Consider the following 15921-nt stretch of genomic DNA (forward strand, 5'->3'; position numbering starts at 1 on the left):
GCGCCACGCGCCCATTCTGCAAATTGGCTCAACTGGGAGCCATCAGCACACTCAAAGTCGCTTTAAGCAGAGCATCCTTAGGCCTGCCCATGCCCGAATCGCTCATCCTCTTCGCTCTGGTTGCATTCATCGGTATTGCTACACCAGGCCCGACCGTGCTCCTCGCCTTGACTAACGGTTCGAAATTGGGCGTCCGAGCTTCTGTGCCCGGCTTGTTTGGTGCGGTGCTGTCGGACTTCGTTCTCATTTCTGCCGTAGGCATCGGCCTGGGCGCACTTCTCGCCGCCTCGGAGTTCTGGTTCTCAGTAGTCAAATGGCTCGGTGCAGCCTATCTGGCCTACCTCGGCTTACGCTTGCTGCGTTCCACAGGCAGCTTGGCACTTCCAGAAAATCAACCTTCCCGGTCCTCCGGTCGCACTGTGTTCCTCCGCAGCTTCTTGGTTGCAGTCACAAATCCGAAGGGCTATCTCTTCTTCTCAGCGTTCTTGCCACAGTTCATTGTCCTCACCGAGCCGCAGTGGCCGCAGTACGCTACGCTCGCCGTTACGTTCGCTTCCATCGATTTTTCGGTCATGCTGGCCTATGCCGCTGCAGGCGCTCAGGCGGTCAAGGTGCTTCGGGGCAAGGGTGCGCTGTGGCTTGAGCGAGCCAGTGGCGGAGCATTGCTGGCTCTGGCCGGCTCTCTCGCCCTTTACCGCAGGCAGGCCTAACCCTTCACCTCCACCAGATAGGCACTTGGCCCGCTGAGCTCCAATGTTGGGCATCACGCGAATCAGCGATGCGCCATTCCCAAACCAGCTCGCAAATCGTGCTCCGCCCGTCGCTGGCGGCGGTGGTTACGCCTCGTCCATGCACGCGTCGCTCGGCAGGGCGTACATCGGCGCTGCGGCCCTGCGAAACGCATGTTGCATTCAGGTAGAGACCATTGATGCCTTGCTTGCCCAACTCGCCATCCGGCACGATCTGACGCTCCTGACCACAGACAACGACTTCCCGTATGCGGCCCAGCACTGCGCACTTCGCGTATGGCCAGCGAAGGCACGCGTGAGGTAGTGACGCTCCCCTGAGCTTGCCTTGCGCTTGGCCGGGAACGCCCGTCAACCTTCCTGCGGCGCCTCACCCTTTGCCAGATACCCTCGTATCTGCGCGTTGACGGCGTCGAGGTGCGTGCGAGCCGCCGCCTCCTTGTCGTGGTCTGGGGCGCGCTGCGGCTCGCCCCAGAAGGCGTTCGGGAAGTGCGTGTCCCAGTCAAACCGTGCGATCACGTGCCAGTGCAAGTGCGGCACCTGGTTGCCGAGGGCGGCGAGGTTGACCTTGGCGGGCGCCAGGTGTTCGATGAGCGCACGTTCGACGCAGACCACCGCGTCCATGCATTCGGCGCGCTCTTCGGCCGAGAGGTCGGAAAACTCGGCGACATGCGCGTTCCAGATCACGCGGTAGTAGCCGGGGAAGCCCTCTTCTTCGACGTGCACCACGCGCAATCTGGCGCTGTGCCACACCAGGCTGCCGCCATCCTGCGCGCACAGAGCACAGCCAAAAGACGATTGGCTCATACCAGCACCCTTTCGATACCGCCGCTGTTGGCGCGCTGCACGTATTCGGGAAGCCAGTTCTCACCCAGAATCTGTTTGGCCATTTCAATCACGATGTAGTCGGCCTCCAGCAGGCCGTTCTGCAAGTCGTCCTCGTAGCGCTTGAGGCCTTGCAGGCAGCTCGGGCAGCTGGTCAGAATCTTCACATTGGCCTGCGGCGCCACGCTGCCGTTGGCGCGCAGCAGTGCCTCGCCCTTCTTGATTTCCTCTTCCTTGCGAAAGCGCACCTGGGTCGAGATGTCGGGGCGGGTGACGCCCAGCGTGCCCGATTCGCCGCAGCAGCGATCGCTCTTGATGACGTTGTCGCCCACCAGCGCCTTGACGGTTTTCATCGAGTCGCCCAGCTTCATGGGGTTGTGGCAGGGCTCGTGGTAGAGGTAGCCGCCCTGCCCGGCTGGCAAGGTAATGCCCTTTTCCAGCAGGTATTCGTGGATGTCGATGATGCGGCTACCAGGGAAGATCTTGTCGAATTCGTAGCCCTGCAGCTGGTCGTAGCAGGTGCCGCAGCTGACCACCACCGTCTGGATGTCCAGGTAGTTCAACGTGGTCGCCACTCGGTGGAACAGCACCCGGTTGTCGGTGATCATCTTCTCGGCCTTGTCGAACTGGCCGCTGCCGCGCTGCGGGTAGCCGCAGCACAAATAGCCCGGTGGCAGCACGGTCTGCACGCCAGCGTGCCAGAGCATGGCCTGCGTGGCCAGGCCCACCTGGCTGAACAGCCGCTCGGAGCCGCAGCCGGGGAAGTAGAACACCGCCTCGCTGCTGGCCGTGGTGGCCTGCGGGTTGCGGATGATGGGGACGTAGTCCTTGTCTTCGATGTCGAGCAGGGCGCGCGCCGTCTTGGTGGGCAGGCCGCCGGGCAGCTTCTTGTTGATGAAGTGGATCACCTGCTCTTTGACTGGCGCCGGTCCCACGGTGGCGGGCGGGTGCGCGGTCTGCTTGCGGCTGACTTTGTGCAGCAGATCGACGGCGATGCGCTGCGCCTTGAAGCCCACGCCCACCATGCCGGCACGCAGCAGCTTGATTTTCTCGGGGCTGGTGGCGTTGAGCATGGTCATGGCCAGTGCGTTGCCGGGGCGCCAGCTCTTCTTGCCCATCTTGCGCAACAGGTTGCGCATGTTCATCGTCACATCGCCAAAGTCGATCTTCACCGGGCAGGGCGAGAGGCATTTGTGGCAGACGGTGCAGTGGTCGGCCACGTCCTCGAACTCCTGCCAGTGGCGGATGCTGATGCCGCGGCGGGTTTGCTCTTCGTACAGGAACGCCTCGACCAGCAGCGAGGTGGCGAGGATTTTGTTGCGCGGGGAGTACAGCAGGTTGGCGCGCGGCACGTGCGTCGCGCAGACCGGTTTGCACTTGCCGCAGCGCAGGCAGTCCTTGACCGAATCGGCAATGGCGCCGATGTCGCTCTGCTGCATGATGAGCGATTCGTGCCCCATCAGGCCGAAGCTCGGGGTGTAGGCGTGGGTCAGGTCGGCCGAGCGCAGATTTGCTACAAAATCGGCCTCCAGCGCTTGACCAGTAAGCGCTGATAGCTCCTGATTACGTAGCAATTTTCCCTTGTTGAAGCGGCCCTGTGGGTCCACGCGCCGCTTGTAGTCGGCAAAGGGCGCGAGCTCTTCGTCGCTCAGGTATTCGAGCTTGGTGATGCCAATGCCGTGCTCGCCGGAGATCACCCCGCCCAGGCTGCGTGCCAGCCGCATGATGCGGCCCACGGCGGCGTGCGCGGTCTGCAGCATCCGATAGTCGTCGCTGTTGACGGGGATGTTGGTGTGCACGTTGCCGTCGCCGGCGTGCATGTGCAGGGCCACCCACACGCGCCCCTTGAGCACGCGCTGGTGGATGGCGATGCACTCGGCCAGGATGGGGGCCAAGGCGTCGCCGGCAAAAATGCCGCGCAGAGGTGCGAGGATCTGCGTCTTCCAGCTCGCCCGCAGGCTGTGGGCTTGCAACTGCGGAAACAGCGCCTCCACGCCCTGCAACCACTGGCTCCACAGCGTGCGCGCTTGCTGCACCACGTCCAGCGCCTCGTTCACGCGCTCCTGCAGCGTCTCGGGCGAAAGCGCGTCGCCCGCGTCCTGGCCGGCCGCGCCCAGCGGCAGTTGGCCGCGGGCAAAAAAATCCTCCAGCGCATCGCACAGCGCCAGTTTGTTCTGCAGCGAGAGCTCGATGTTGATGCGCTCGATGCCGTCGGTGTACTCGGCCATGCGCGGCAGCGGGATCACCACGTCTTCGTTGATCTTGAAGGCGTTGGTGTGCCGGCTGATGGCCGCGGTGCGCTTGCGGTCGGCCCAGAACTTCTTGCGCGCCTCGGCGCTGATGGCGATGAAGCCTTCGCCGCTGCGCGAATTGGCAATGCGCACCACCTCGCTGGTGACGCGCGCCACCGCGTCGGCGTCGTCGCCGGCGATGTCGCCAAACAGCGCCATCTTGGGCAGGCCAGAGCGCTTGGATTTGGTGGCGTAGCCCACCGCCTTCAAATAGCGGTCGTCCAGGTGCTCCAGGCCGGCCAGCACCACGCCCGAGCGCTTTTGCTCGGCGAACATGAAATCCTTGATCTCGACGATGCTGGGCACGGCGTCCTTGGCGTTCCCAAAGAACTCCAGGCACACGGTGCGCGTGTGCACCGGCATGCGGTGCACGATCCAGCGGCAGCTGGTAATCAGGCCGTCGCAGCCCTCTTTCTGAATGCCCGGCAGGCCCGCGAGGAACTTGTCGGTCACGTCCTTGCCCAGGCCTTCGGTGCGAAAGCGCTTGCCGGGGATGTCGAGGCGCTCGCTGCGCACGGGCGTCTTGCCGTCGGCCTCGAAGTAGTTCAGCTCGAAGCTGGCCACTTCGGCGTCGTGAATCTTGCCCAGGTTGTGGGCGATGCGGGTCACTTCCAGCCACTGCGCGTCGGGCGTCACCATGCGCCAGCTCGCCAGGTTGTCCAGCGCCGTGCCCCAGAGCACGGCCTTCTTGCCGCCGGCGTTCATGGCGACGTTGCCACCGACGCAGGAGGCTTCGGCGCTGGTCGGGTCCACGGCAAACACGAATCCCGCCGCCTCAGCGGCGTCCGCCACGCGCTGCGTGACGACACCGGCCTCCGTCCAGACGGTGGCGACCTCGCCCACCACGCCCGGCAGCGCGCGCATTTCCACCGCCGTCATGGCTTCGAGCTTTTCGGTGTTGATGACGGCGCTCTTGTCGGTCAGCGGAATGGCGCCGCCGGTGTAGCCGGTGCCGCCACCGCGCGGGACGATGGTCAGGCCCAGTTCGATGCAGCCTTTGACCAGGCCGGCCATTTCGGCCTCGGTGTCGGGGGTAAGCACGACAAAGGGGTATTCGACGCGCCAGTCGGTCGCATCCGTCACATGGCTGACGCGCGAGAGCGCATCGAACTTGATGTTGTCCTTGGCCGTCAGCCGCGAGAGCGTGCGTCGGGCGGCGCGGCGCAGCTGGGCTGCGGCGTCAAACGAGGCGTCAAACCGCCGCACGGCAGCAGTCGCCGCAGCGAGCAGCTCGCCCACCAGCGCGTCGCGCTCGGGCGCGGCATCGGGCTGGCGGCGCTTGTGCACTTCAGAGAGGCGGTGGTCGAGCGCCTGCACCAGTTGCTTGCGCCGCTCGCGGCTGCCCAGCAGGTCGTCTTGCAGATAGGGGTTGCGCTGCACCACCCACATGTCGCCCAGCACCTCGTAGAGCATGCGCGCCGAGCGGCCGGTGTCGCGCTCGCGCCGCAGTTGCAGCAGCGTGTCCCAGGCGCGGCTGCCCAGCAGGCGGATGACGATCTCGCGGTCGGAGAAGCTGGTGTAGTTGTAGGGAATCTCGCGCAGACGCACGGGCTGAGGGGGTTGCGCCATCAAGGTGGCCAACGCGGTGGGAGCATTCATTCGGGGGAACCTGGGGTGGGTGGCAGCCTGTGGGCACACAGGCGCCCGGGAACCCGCGATTTTAAAGACGCAGCGCCTAAACGCGCTTTCCACGTGAAATGCGCGTTTAGAGTCAGCTCTCGGCGCGCCGCCTGGCGCGGAATGCTTTTAGAACAGCACGCGGCATCGCAGCGTGTTGGGCACCTGCTGGAGCTTTTGCAGCGCCAGCTCGGACGAAGCGGCATCGATATCCATCACCACATAGCCAATGGCTTCGTTGGTCTGCAGGTACTGGGCGGCGACGTTGATGTGGTTCTCGGCAAAGACGCGGTTGATCTCGGACATCACCCCCGGCACGTTGCGGTGCACGTGCAGGATGCGGTGCGTGCCGCGCTGCGGTGGCAGCGCCACTTCGGGGAAATTGACCGAGCTGATGGAGGTGCCGTTGTCGCTGTAGCGCACCAGCTTTTCGGCTACCTCGACGCCGATGTTGGCCTGTGCTTCGAGCGTGGAGCCGCCGATATGCGGTGTCAGGATGACGTTGTCCAGGCCGCGCAGGGGGCTGGCGAATTCTTCCTTGTTGCTGCGCGGCTCGACCGGGAACACATCAACTGCCGCGCCCAGCAGGCGCCCGGCGCGCAAGGCCTCGGCGAGGGGTTCGATCTCGACCACGGTGCCGCGTGCAGCGTTGATGAAGATCGCGCCGGGCTTGAGCGCGGCGATTTCCTTGGCGCCGATCATCCATTTCGTGGACGGCAGTTCGGGCACGTGCAGGCTGACCACATCGCTCGCGCCCAGCAGCTCCGTCAAACTGCCGACCTGGCGCGCATTGCCCAGCGGCAGCTTGGCGATCACGTCGTGAAAAATCACATGCATGCCGAGCGACTCGGCCAGCACCGAGAGCTGCGAGCCAATGGCGCCGTAGCCGACGATACCCAGCGTCTTGCCGCGCGTCTCGAACGCGTTGTCGGCCGACTTGAGCCAGCCGCCACGGTGCGCGGCCGCATTGCGTGCCGGAATGCCGCGCAGCAGCAAAATGGCCTCGGCCAGCACCAGCTCGGCCACGGAGCGGGTGTTGGAATACGGCGCGTTGAACACCGCAATGCCACGCTCGCGCGCCGCGTTCAGGTCCACCTGGTTGGTGCCGATGCAGAAGCACCCGATCGCAACGAGCTTGTGGGCATGCGACAACACCTCGGCCGTCAACTGGGTGCGCGAACGGATGCCGATGAAATGCACGTCGGCAATGCGCTTGATGAGTTCCTCTTGCGGCAACGCGCCAGACACCGCATCGATTTGCTCATAGCCGGCATTGCGCAGCACCTGCAGGCCGGAGGGGTGCAGGCCTTCGAGCAACAGAAACTTGATCTTGCTTTTATCGAGGGAAGTGGGGGCAGCAGCGCTCATGGGTCAACGGGTCAGGCCGGCGAGTGAAAGGAAGCCGGAACCGTAACATGTTGCGTCGCAACATGAAAGTTTTTGCGCGGCTGGCACTACCTGCATCCAGGGAATATGCGAGACACAGCCACGGGGTTAACCCGCCTATTCCAACAAGCAAACGCTGGTTAAAAAGCAAGGTGGTTCCGGGCTGCGACACGCAATGGTCACACAAGCAAGCCAGGATCAGCGTTTTCACCCCAGCAAGGAGACCCTTTCATGAACTACCGATCGCTCGCCGCCTGCGCCGCCCTGGCCGCCATGGCCAGCACCGCTGCCCAGGCCCAGACCGAAATCCAGTGGTGGCACGCGATGAGCGGGCCGTTAGGCGAATGGGTCAACGACCTGGCCAAGGAATACAACGCCAGCCAGACCGAGTACAAGGTGGTGCCTACGTTCAAGGGCACCTACGACGAGAACATGACCGCCGCCATTGCGGCCTTCCGCGCCGGCAATGCACCCGATATCCTGCAGGTGTACGAAGTGGGTACCGCCACCATGATGGCGGCCAAGAAAGCGATCGTGCCCGTGGGCGAAGTCATGAAGCAGGCCAAGGTCAAGTTCGACCCCAAGGCCTACATCCCTGCCGTCGCCGGGTACTACACCGCGCCCAATGGGCAAATGCTGAGCTTCCCATTCAACAGCTCGACCACGGTTTTCTACTACAACAAGGACAAGTTCAAGGCAGCCGGTCTCGATCCTGAGAAAGCGCCCGCCACCTGGCCCGAAGTGGTCGCTGCCGCCGCCAAGCTCAAGGCCAATGGCGAAAAATGCCCCTTCACCACGAGCTGGATCAGCTGGACCCAGCTTGAGAGCTTCTCGACCTGGCACAACACCTTGTTCGCCACCAAGAACAACGGCTTTGGCGGCACCGACGCGCGCCTGGCGTTCAACTCGCCGCTGCATGTTCGCCACTTCGAGAACCTGGCCAACATGGCCAAGCAGGGCCTGTTCGTCTACAAGGGCCGCGCCAATGCGCCCGACGTCTCGTTCCCCTCGGGGGAGTGCGCCATGATGACCGGCTCGTCTGGCCTGTACGCCCGCGTCAGCAAGGAAGCCAAGTTTGCCTACGGCATCAGCCAACTGCCCTACTACCCGGATGTGGCCGGCGCACCGCAGAACACCATCATCGGCGGCGCCAGCCTGTGGGTGATGTCGGGCAAGCCGCCTGCGCACTACAAAGGCGTGGCGGACTTCTTCTCGTTCCTCTCGAACGCCAAGGTGCAGTCCGACAGCCACATGCGCACCGGCTACCTGCCCATCACCATGGCGGCCTTTGAGCTGACCGAAAAATCGGGCTTCTACAAGGCGCATCCGGGCACCGACGTGGCCGTGACGCAGATGATCCGCAAGACCACCGACAAGTCGCGCGGCATCCGCCTGGGCAACTTCAACCAGATCCGCACCATCATCGACGAGGAAACCGAGCAGATCTGGGCCGGCAAGAAGAGCGCCAAAGAGGCCCTGGACACCGCTGTCAAACGCGGCAACGAGCAGCTTGAGCGCTTCCAGAAGGCCAACAAAACCTGAGCCAGCGGGCGTTCGCGCCCGCTTCCAACCTCTCGGCCCGCCGCACTGCAAGCCGCAGCGCGGCGGGTCGTTGCATTGACACCGGATTCATGGAAAAACGCGTACTTTTTCGCTCGGGCTGGCTGCCCTGGGTGCTGCTGACACCGCAACTGGCGGTGATCATCGTGTTCTTTTTCTGGCCGGCCAGCCAGGCCCTGCTGCAGTCGATGCAGGTGCAGGACGCGTTTGGCACCTCGACCGAATGGGTGGGGCTGCAGAATTTCCGCGAGCTGTTCAACGACCCGGCGTACCTTGAGTCGTTCAAGACCACGGCCTGGTTCTCGCTGCTGGTGGCCACGCTGGGCATCGGCATCTCGCTGCTGCTGGCCATCTTTGCCGACCGCATCGTGCGCGGCGCCATGTTTTACAAGACCTTTCTGATCCTGCCGTATGCCGTGGCGCCCGCCGTGGCCGGGGTGCTGTGGGTGTTCATGTTCTCGCCCACGCTGGGGGTGGTGGCGTATGCGCTGGAGCATGTCGGTATCCACTGGAACCATCTGCTCAACTCGGCGCATGCGCTCACGCTCATCGTCATGGCGGCCGTGTGGAAGCAGATTTCGTACAACTTCCTGTTCTTTCTGGCCGGCCTGCAATCGATCCCCAAATCGCTGATCGAGGCCGCGGCCATGGACGGCGCAGGCCCCTGGCGGCGCTTCTGGAGCATCCAGTTTCCGCTGCTCACGCCGACCACGTTCTTCCTGCTGGTGATCAACATGGTGTACGCCTTCTTCGACACCTTCGCCATCGTCGACGCCACCACCCAGGGCGGCCCAGGGCGCGACACGGCCATTCTGGTCTACAAGGTGTACTACGACGGCTTCAAGGCACTCGACCTGGGCGGCTCGGCGGCGCAGTCGGTGGTGCTGATGGCGATCGTCGTCGCGCTGACCGTGGTGCAGTTCCACTACGTCGAGAAGAAAGTCCAGTACTGATGGTTGAACGCAATCCCTTTCTGAGCGTGCTCTCGCACGCCGTCATGCTGCTGGGCGTGGCCATCGTCGCCTTCCCGCTGTACCTGGCATTTGTGGCGTCCAGCCACACCGCCCAGGAAATCGTCCAGGCGCCCATGCCGCTGCTGCCCGGCAGCCACCTGTGGGACACCTACAAAACCGCCCTGCTCGGCGGCGGCGACGGCGCGGGCTCGACGGCGCCGGTGGCCCGCATGATGTGGGTGAGCTTTGTCAGCGCCATGGTCATCACCGTGGGCAAGATCTCCATCTCGCTGCTCTCGGCGTTTGCCGTGGTGTATTTCCGCTTTCCGTTCAAGCAGTTGTGCTTCTGGGCCATTTTCGTCACGCTGATGCTGCCGGTGGAAGTGCGCATCGGCCCGACCTACCAGGTGGTCTCCGACCTGGGCATGCTCAACAGCTATGCGGGCCTGACGGTGCCGCTGATCGCCTCGGCCACGGCCACCTTCCTGTTCCGGCAATTCTTCCTGACCGTCCCTGACGAACTGGTGGAAGCGGCACGCATGGACGGCGCGGGCCCGATGCGCTTCTTCAAGGACGTGCTGGTGCCGCTCTCGGCCACGTCGATTGCGGCGCTGTTCGTCATCCAGTTCATCTACGGCTGGAACCAGTACCTGTGGCCGCTGCTGGCCACCACCAGCGAGGACATGTACCCGGTGGTGATCGGCATCAAACGCATGATCGCCGGAGGCGACGCAGCGAACGACTGGAACATCGTCATGGCCACCGCCATTCTCGCCATGCTGCCACCGGCCTTTGTGGTGGTGCTGATGCAGAAGTGGTTCGTCAAGGGCTTGGTGGACACCGAAAAATAATGGTCAAATTGGCCTCTAGCGCTTACCCATAAAGCGCAAGTAGCTTCCAAATAAATAGCACAATGGCATCCATCACGCTCCGCAACATCGTCAAGCGCTACGGCCAGGGGCCCAAGGCCAACCAGGTGATCCACGGCGTCAACGCCGACATCCACGACCGCGAGTTCGTCGTCATCGTCGGGCCATCGGGCTGCGGCAAATCCACGCTGCTGCGCATGGTCGCCGGGCTGGAGGAAGTCACCGGCGGCGACATCCTCATTGGCGACAAGGTGGTCAACAACCTGGAGCCCGCCAAGCGCGACATCGCCATGGTGTTCCAGAACTACGCGCTGTACCCCCACATGAGCGTGTTCGACAACATGGCCTACGGTTTGAAAATCGCCAAGGTGCCCAAGGACGAGATCAAGACCCGCGTCGACAAGGCGGCCAAAATTCTCGAACTCGGCCACCTGCTGGAGAGGAAGCCCCGCGAACTCTCGGGCGGCCAACGCCAGCGCGTGGCCATGGGCCGCGCCATCGTGCGCCAGCCGCAGGTGTTCTTGTTCGACGAACCGCTCTCCAACCTGGACGCCAAGCTGCGCGCGCAGACCCGGCTCGAAATTCAAAAACTGCACCGCGAACTGGGCATCACCAGCCTGTTCGTCACGCACGACCAGGTCGAGGCCATGACGTTGGCGCAGCGCATGATCGTGATGAACGCCGGCAACATGGAGCAGTTCGGCACACCCGAAGAGGTCTACCACCGCCCAGCCAGCACCTTTGTCGCCAGCTTCATCGGCTCGCCGCCGATGAATTTGCTGCAGCACGCGCCGGGTGCCCGCCCCGGCACGCTGCTGGGCATCCGGCCCGAACACCTTGACGTGACCACCGAGGGCGGATGGGACGTGGAAGTCGAGACCGTGGAGCTGCTGGGCGCCGAGCGCCTGATTTATGGGCGCCTCAACGGCGAAGGGTTGATCGTACGCGTGGAAGAAGGCCGCCACGCGCCCGCGCCCGGCAGCCGCATCCACGTCACGCCGCGCGCCGACCGTATCCACGCTTTCGATGCCGCCAGCGGGAAGAGAAAGTGACATCCCCCTGAGGCGCTTCGCGGCGGGGCGGCCCTTGCGCGGCGGCCACTGGCATTGGCCACCCCAGCTTCAAAGTACGCAGAGCAATGAATGAAAGCAGCACCAAGATGACGACACCCTGGCCCTATCCGCGCTGGATCGCCCACCGGGGCGCCGGCAAGCTTGCTCCTGAAAACACCCTGGCGGCGTTCCGGCTGGGTGCGCAATACGGTTACCGCATGTTCGAGTGCGACGCCAAGTTGAGCCGTGACGGCATTCCTTTCCTGCTGCACGACAGCACGCTGGAGCGCACCACCGACGGCGCCGGCACCGCGGGCGAATTCGACTTTGCCGACCTCGCCCGGCGCGACGCCGGCAGTTGGCATGGCCGCGCCTGGGCCGGTGAGCCGCTGCCCACGCTGGAAAGCGTGGCGCGCTACTGCCTTGCGAACCAATTTTTTCTGAACATCGAAATCAAACCCACACCAGGCCAGGAACGGGAGACTGGCCGTGTGGTCGCCGCGCAGGCCGCCCAGCTCTGGGCCGGTGCGAAGGTGCCGCCGCTGCTCTCATCCTTCCGGCCCGAATCCCTTGCCGGCGCGCGCGAGGCCGCGCCCCATGTGCCCCGCGCCCTGCTGCTCGACAGCCTGTGGGAAGGGTGTATCGAGCAGGCACGGCAACTGGGCTGCACAGCACTGGTGTGCAAGTACACCCTGTGGGATGCCGCGCTGGTGGCGCGCACCCACGGACTGGGCATGCGCGCGCTGAGCTACACGGTGAACGACGCTGCGGCCGCCGATGCGCTGCTCGCGCTGGGCACCGACGGCCTCATCACCGACCGGGTGGACTTGTTCAGCCCGGCAGCCTGACGGATGTCAACGCCGCCAGCCGCGCACCAGCAGCCATTGGGTGCTCGCGCTGGCCAGCACCAAGGCGGCATAGGTCAGCATCTTGCCGTCGCGCCCCCCTGCCCACAGCCCCACCAACAGCACAGCGGAACACACTGCGGCCTGCACCAGCCACTGCAGCCACCAGCGGGGCGCGCCAGCGGGCCGGCCGAAGGCAAGGCGGGCCATCGGCCACAGCAGCACGGGCAGGCACCAAGCCGGCAAAAAGAAATTCAACAGGTGGTTGGTGGCGGAGGCGAAATCCATGAACATGACGCAAGTCAAGACACTTGCGCAGGTTGTTAGGCGTTGAAGGGCCGGCGATTTTATAATCGCGCCATGTCTGTCTGGGCCCTGGGCATCAACCACAACACCGCGCCAATCGATTTGCGTGGCCGTTTTGCGTTTGCGCTTGACCAGATCGCACCCACGCTGCAGGGTTTGCGCTCGGCCCTGGGGGCCTCCAATCCGCATCGCGGCATCGAATCGGCGATCATTTCCACCTGCAACCGCACCGAGGTGTATTGCGCCGGTGACCAGATTGCACTGGACCACACCCTGGGCTGGCTGGCGCAGAGCGGCGGCGTCAGCGCCGACCTGCTGCGCTCGCACTCCTACGTGCTGGAAGACGGCCCGGCCGCCCGCCACGCGTTCCGAGTGGCCAGCGGGCTCGATTCCATGGTGCTGGGCGAGCCGCAAATTCTGGGGCAGATGAAAGATGCGGTGCGCGCTGCCGAGAGCGCGGGCGCCCTGGGCTCCACGCTCAACCAGTTGTTCCAGCGCAGCTTTGCCGTCGCCAAGGAAGTGCGCACCTCCACCGAAATCGGCGCCCACAGCATCAGCATGGCCGCCGCCGCCGTGCGCCTGGCCAGCCAGATCTTCGAAGACCTGGGCAAAACCAAGGTGCTTTTTGTCGGTGCCGGCGAAATGGTCGAGCTCACCGCCACGCATTTCGCTGCGCGCAACCCGCAATCCATCGCCATCGCCAACCGCACGCTGGAGCGCGGTGAGCGCCTGGCCGCGCGCTTTGGCGCCGAGGTGCTGCGCCTGGCCGACCTGCCCGAGCGCCTGCACGAATTCGACATCGTCGTCAGCTGCACCGCCAGCACGCTGCCCATCGTGGGCCTGGGCGCGGTCGAGCGCGCGCTCAAAAAGCGCCGCCACCGCCCCATGTTCATGGTGGATTTGGCCGTGCCGCGCGACATCGAACCCGAAGTCAAAGCCCTGCGCGACGTCTACCTCTACACCGTGGACGACCTGGCCAGCGTGGTGCAAACGGCGCAGGCCAGCCGCCAAGCCGCCGTCGAGCAGGCCGAAGTGATCATCGACGCCGGCGTGCAAAGCTTCATGCACTGGATGGACCAGCGCGACCCACAGCATGGCGTGGTGCCGCTGATCCGGCAGATTCAGGAACAGACCGACCAGTGGCGCGCCATCGAACTGGCCCGCGCCCGCCATCGGCTGGCCCGTGGCGAGGACGTGGACGCGGTGCTGGAGGCGCTCGCGCGCGGCCTCTCGCGCAAGATGCTGCACGGCACCATGGCCGAGCTGCGCGCCAGCGATGCCGAGGCGCGCGATCAAACAGCGCGCACCGCTTCGCGCCTGTTTCTGCGCTCTCAAAGCAAAACCTCCTTGTAGCGCTCATTGAGCCTACGCTTATAGCTATCTTTTAGGTAGCTAAACGATCTTTCGCGCATGCAAACATTTCTCAGGAACCAGCTCGAACGCTATGCCCGGCGCATGGAGGAGCTCGACTTCTTGCTTTCGCGCGAGGACATCATGGCCGACATGGGCCAGTACCGCACGCTCTCGCGCGAGCACGCCGAGGTGACGCAGATTGCCGGCCGCTTTGCCCGCTACCGCCAGTGCGAGGCGGACCTGGCATCGGCGCGCGGCCTGCTGGACGACCCCGACATGGCCGAACTGGCGCAGGACGAGATTGCCGCTGCCGAAGCCGAAATGCCCGTGCTGAAGGCCGAGTTGCAACGCCTGCTGCTGCCCAAAGACCCCGACGACGCACGCAACGCCTTTATGGAAATCCGCGCCGGCACTGGCGGCGATGAGTCGGCACTGTTTGCCGGCGACCTGGCCCGCATGTACACGCGCTACGCCACCACCCTGGGCTGGCGCGTGGAAGTGGTCAGCGAGAGCCCGTCCGAGCTCGGCGGCTACAAGGAAATCGTGCTGCGCATCGAAGGCCCGGACGGCAGCGGCCCCGGCGGCGCGGGCGTGTACGGCACGCTGCGCTTTGAATCCGGCGGCCACCGCGTGCAGCGCGTGCCCGCCACCGAAACCCAGGGCCGCATCCACACCAGCGCCTGCACGGTGGCCGTCATGCCCGAGCCGGACGAGCATGAAGCCGTCAAACTCAACCCGGCCGACCTGCGCATCGACACCTTCCGCGCCAGCGGCGCCGGGGGCCAGCACATCAACAAGACCGATTCGGCCGTGCGCGTGGTGCACCTGCCCACCGGCATCGTTGCCGAATGCCAGGACGGCCGCAGCCAGCACGCCAACAAGGCCAAGGCGCTGCAGGTGCTGCAGGCACGCATCCAGGAAAAGGAGCGCAGCGAGCGCGCCGCCAAGGAAGCCGCCGAGCGCAAGGGCCTGATCGGCAGCGGCGACCGGAGCGATCGCATCCGCACCTACAACTTCCCGCAAGGGCGCTTGACCGACCACCGCATCAACCTCACGCTGTACAAGCTGCTGGCGGTGATGGAGGGCGACTTGGGCGATGTGCTGCAGGCGCTGGCGCACGCCCGCGAGGCCGAGCTGCTGGAAGAATTCGAGATCGGCGCGCTGTAGGCCTGCTGCCTGCGTGCGGCACCAGAAATTTGAATGAAATAGGGCTCTAGCGCTTTACCCATAAGCGCTAACAGCTATGCAAAATATAGCAAACACTGTCACTTCCGCGCTGACCTGGGCGCAGGCGCAGGGCCTGGAGCGCATGGACGCCCAATGGCTGCTGCTGCACGTGCTGGGCCAGCCGGACAGCGGGCGTGCCTGGCTGATCACCCATGGGGACGATGCGCTAAGCAGTGCCCAAAGCGAGCGACTTTTTGCCTTGTGCGCACGCCGGGTCGCCGGAGAGCCCGTGGCCTACCTCACTGGGCACAAGGGCTTTTACGGCCTCGACCTGCAGGTGGACGCACGCGTGCTCGACCCCCGGCCCGACACCGAAACCCTGGTGGACTGGGCGCTGGAGTGCCTGGCCGGGCGCCCAGCGCCCCGCGTGCTGGACCTGGGCACGGGCAGCGGCGCCATCGCCCTGGCGCTCGCGCATGCGCGCCCAGATGCCACCGTGCTCGCCGTGGACGCCAGCGCAGACGCCCTGGCCGTGGCCCGCGCCAACGCCGAGCGGGTGCGCCTGCCGGTGCAGTTCGCCCAGTCCGACTGGTTCAGCGCGGTGCCAGGCCCTTTTGATCTGATCGTCTCGAACCCCCCCTACATTGCCGAGCACGACCCCCACCTGCCCGCTTTGCGGCACGAACCCCTGGCCGCCCTGGTGGCGGGCGCCGACGGCCTGCGCGATCTGCGCGCCATCACTGGGGCAGCACCCGCCCACCTCGCGCCCGGCGGCTGGCTGCTGCTGGAGCACGGCTGGGACCAGGCCGAGGCGGTGCAAACGCTCTTGCGCGCCCAAGGCTTCACAGAGGTGCAAACCCGCAATGACCTGGCCGGCATAGGGCGTTGCTCGGGCGCAAGACGCCCGAGAGTGAAATAATCCCCCCCCGATCACCGCTACCCCCACCGGCC

General features: G+C 65.0%; 14 protein-coding genes. 10 read left to right on the forward strand and 4 right to left on the reverse strand.

The annotated features are described in order from the left end of the window. Nucleotides 1–89: 89 nt before the first annotated feature. Both AC07ZH_RS09135 and AC07ZH_RS09140 read left to right on the forward strand, forming a co-directional pair. Nucleotides 90–710 (forward strand): LysE family translocator, encoded by a 621-nt coding sequence (locus AC07ZH_RS09135; RefSeq protein WP_495199551.1) that lies wholly within the window; start codon nt 90–92, stop codon nt 708–710. A gap of 139 nt (nt 711–849) precedes the next feature. Further along, nucleotides 850–1053 (forward strand): PIN domain-containing protein, encoded by a 204-nt coding sequence (locus tag AC07ZH_RS09140; protein WP_495199469.1) that lies wholly within the window; start codon nt 850–852, stop codon nt 1051–1053. 44 nt (nt 1054–1097) lie between these two features. Here the strand turns inward: AC07ZH_RS09140 and AC07ZH_RS09145 are convergent, their stop codons facing one another. From AC07ZH_RS09145 to serA, 3 genes are all read right to left on the reverse strand, one after another. After that, nucleotides 1098–1553: an HIT family protein gene (locus AC07ZH_RS09145; RefSeq protein WP_495199470.1), complete on the reverse strand. Its 456-nt coding sequence runs from the start codon at nt 1551–1553 to the stop codon at nt 1098–1100. Then, nucleotides 1550–5461, reverse strand: coding sequence for a DUF3683 domain-containing protein (locus tag AC07ZH_RS09150; RefSeq protein WP_495199471.1), 3912 nt, complete (start codon nt 5459–5461; stop codon nt 1550–1552). Before AC07ZH_RS09150 ends, AC07ZH_RS09145 begins: the two co-directional genes overlap by 4 nt. Nucleotides 5462–5608: 147 nt before the next feature. Then, nucleotides 5609–6847, reverse strand: a complete 1239-nt coding sequence (gene serA, locus AC07ZH_RS09155) for a phosphoglycerate dehydrogenase (RefSeq protein ID WP_119109102.1) — start codon at nt 6845–6847, stop codon at nt 5609–5611. A 249-nt stretch (nt 6848–7096) separates the two neighbouring features. Between serA and ugpB the strand changes: the two genes are divergently transcribed. The 5 genes from ugpB (at nt 7097) to ugpQ (ending at nt 12147) form a co-directional block, all read left to right on the forward strand. Beyond that, nucleotides 7097–8407: a sn-glycerol-3-phosphate ABC transporter substrate-binding protein UgpB gene (gene ugpB / locus AC07ZH_RS09160; RefSeq protein WP_119109103.1), complete on the forward strand. Its 1311-nt coding sequence runs from the start codon at nt 7097–7099 to the stop codon at nt 8405–8407. An 89-nt stretch (nt 8408–8496) separates the two neighbouring features. Then, nucleotides 8497–9378, forward strand: a complete 882-nt coding sequence (ugpA, locus tag AC07ZH_RS09165; RefSeq protein ID WP_119109104.1) for a sn-glycerol-3-phosphate ABC transporter permease UgpA — start codon at nt 8497–8499, stop codon at nt 9376–9378. After that, a complete protein-coding gene (gene ugpE, locus AC07ZH_RS09170; RefSeq protein ID WP_119109105.1) occupies nt 9378–10229 on the forward strand; it encodes a sn-glycerol-3-phosphate ABC transporter permease UgpE in 852 nt (283 codons plus the stop codon). Before ugpA ends, ugpE begins: the two co-directional genes overlap by 1 nt. 62 nt (nt 10230–10291) lie before the next feature. Further along, entirely contained in the window at nt 10292–11299 is a 1008-nt protein-coding gene (locus tag AC07ZH_RS09175) for a sn-glycerol-3-phosphate import ATP-binding protein UgpC (protein ID WP_495199472.1), read from the forward strand. Between the two features lie 107 nt (nt 11300–11406). Continuing rightward, on the forward strand, nt 11407–12147 hold the full coding sequence (ugpQ, locus tag AC07ZH_RS09180) for a glycerophosphodiester phosphodiesterase (protein WP_495199473.1): 741 nt from the start codon (nt 11407–11409) through the stop codon (nt 12145–12147). A gap of 6 nt (nt 12148–12153) precedes the next feature. Here ugpQ and AC07ZH_RS09185 read toward each other — a convergent pair whose 3' ends face one another. After that, complete coding sequence (locus AC07ZH_RS09185; RefSeq protein WP_495199474.1) at nt 12154–12432, reverse strand: hypothetical protein; 279 nt, start codon at nt 12430–12432, stop codon at nt 12154–12156. A gap of 72 nt (nt 12433–12504) precedes the next feature. On the opposite strand from AC07ZH_RS09185, the gene hemA reads away from it, so the two are divergent. From hemA to prmC, 3 genes are all read left to right on the forward strand, one after another. Then, complete coding sequence (gene hemA / locus AC07ZH_RS09190; protein WP_495199475.1) at nt 12505–13803, forward strand: glutamyl-tRNA reductase; 1299 nt, start codon at nt 12505–12507, stop codon at nt 13801–13803. A 57-nt stretch (nt 13804–13860) separates the two neighbouring features. After that, nucleotides 13861–14970, forward strand: a complete 1110-nt coding sequence (gene prfA, locus AC07ZH_RS09195) for a peptide chain release factor 1 (RefSeq protein WP_495199476.1) — start codon at nt 13861–13863, stop codon at nt 14968–14970. A gap of 76 nt (nt 14971–15046) precedes the next feature. Continuing rightward, complete coding sequence (gene prmC, locus AC07ZH_RS09200; protein ID WP_495199477.1) at nt 15047–15889, forward strand: peptide chain release factor N(5)-glutamine methyltransferase; 843 nt, start codon at nt 15047–15049, stop codon at nt 15887–15889. Nucleotides 15890–15921: the final 32 nt, after the last annotated feature.

This window comes from Simplicispira sp. GW247-4R2A, assembly GCF_059424465.1.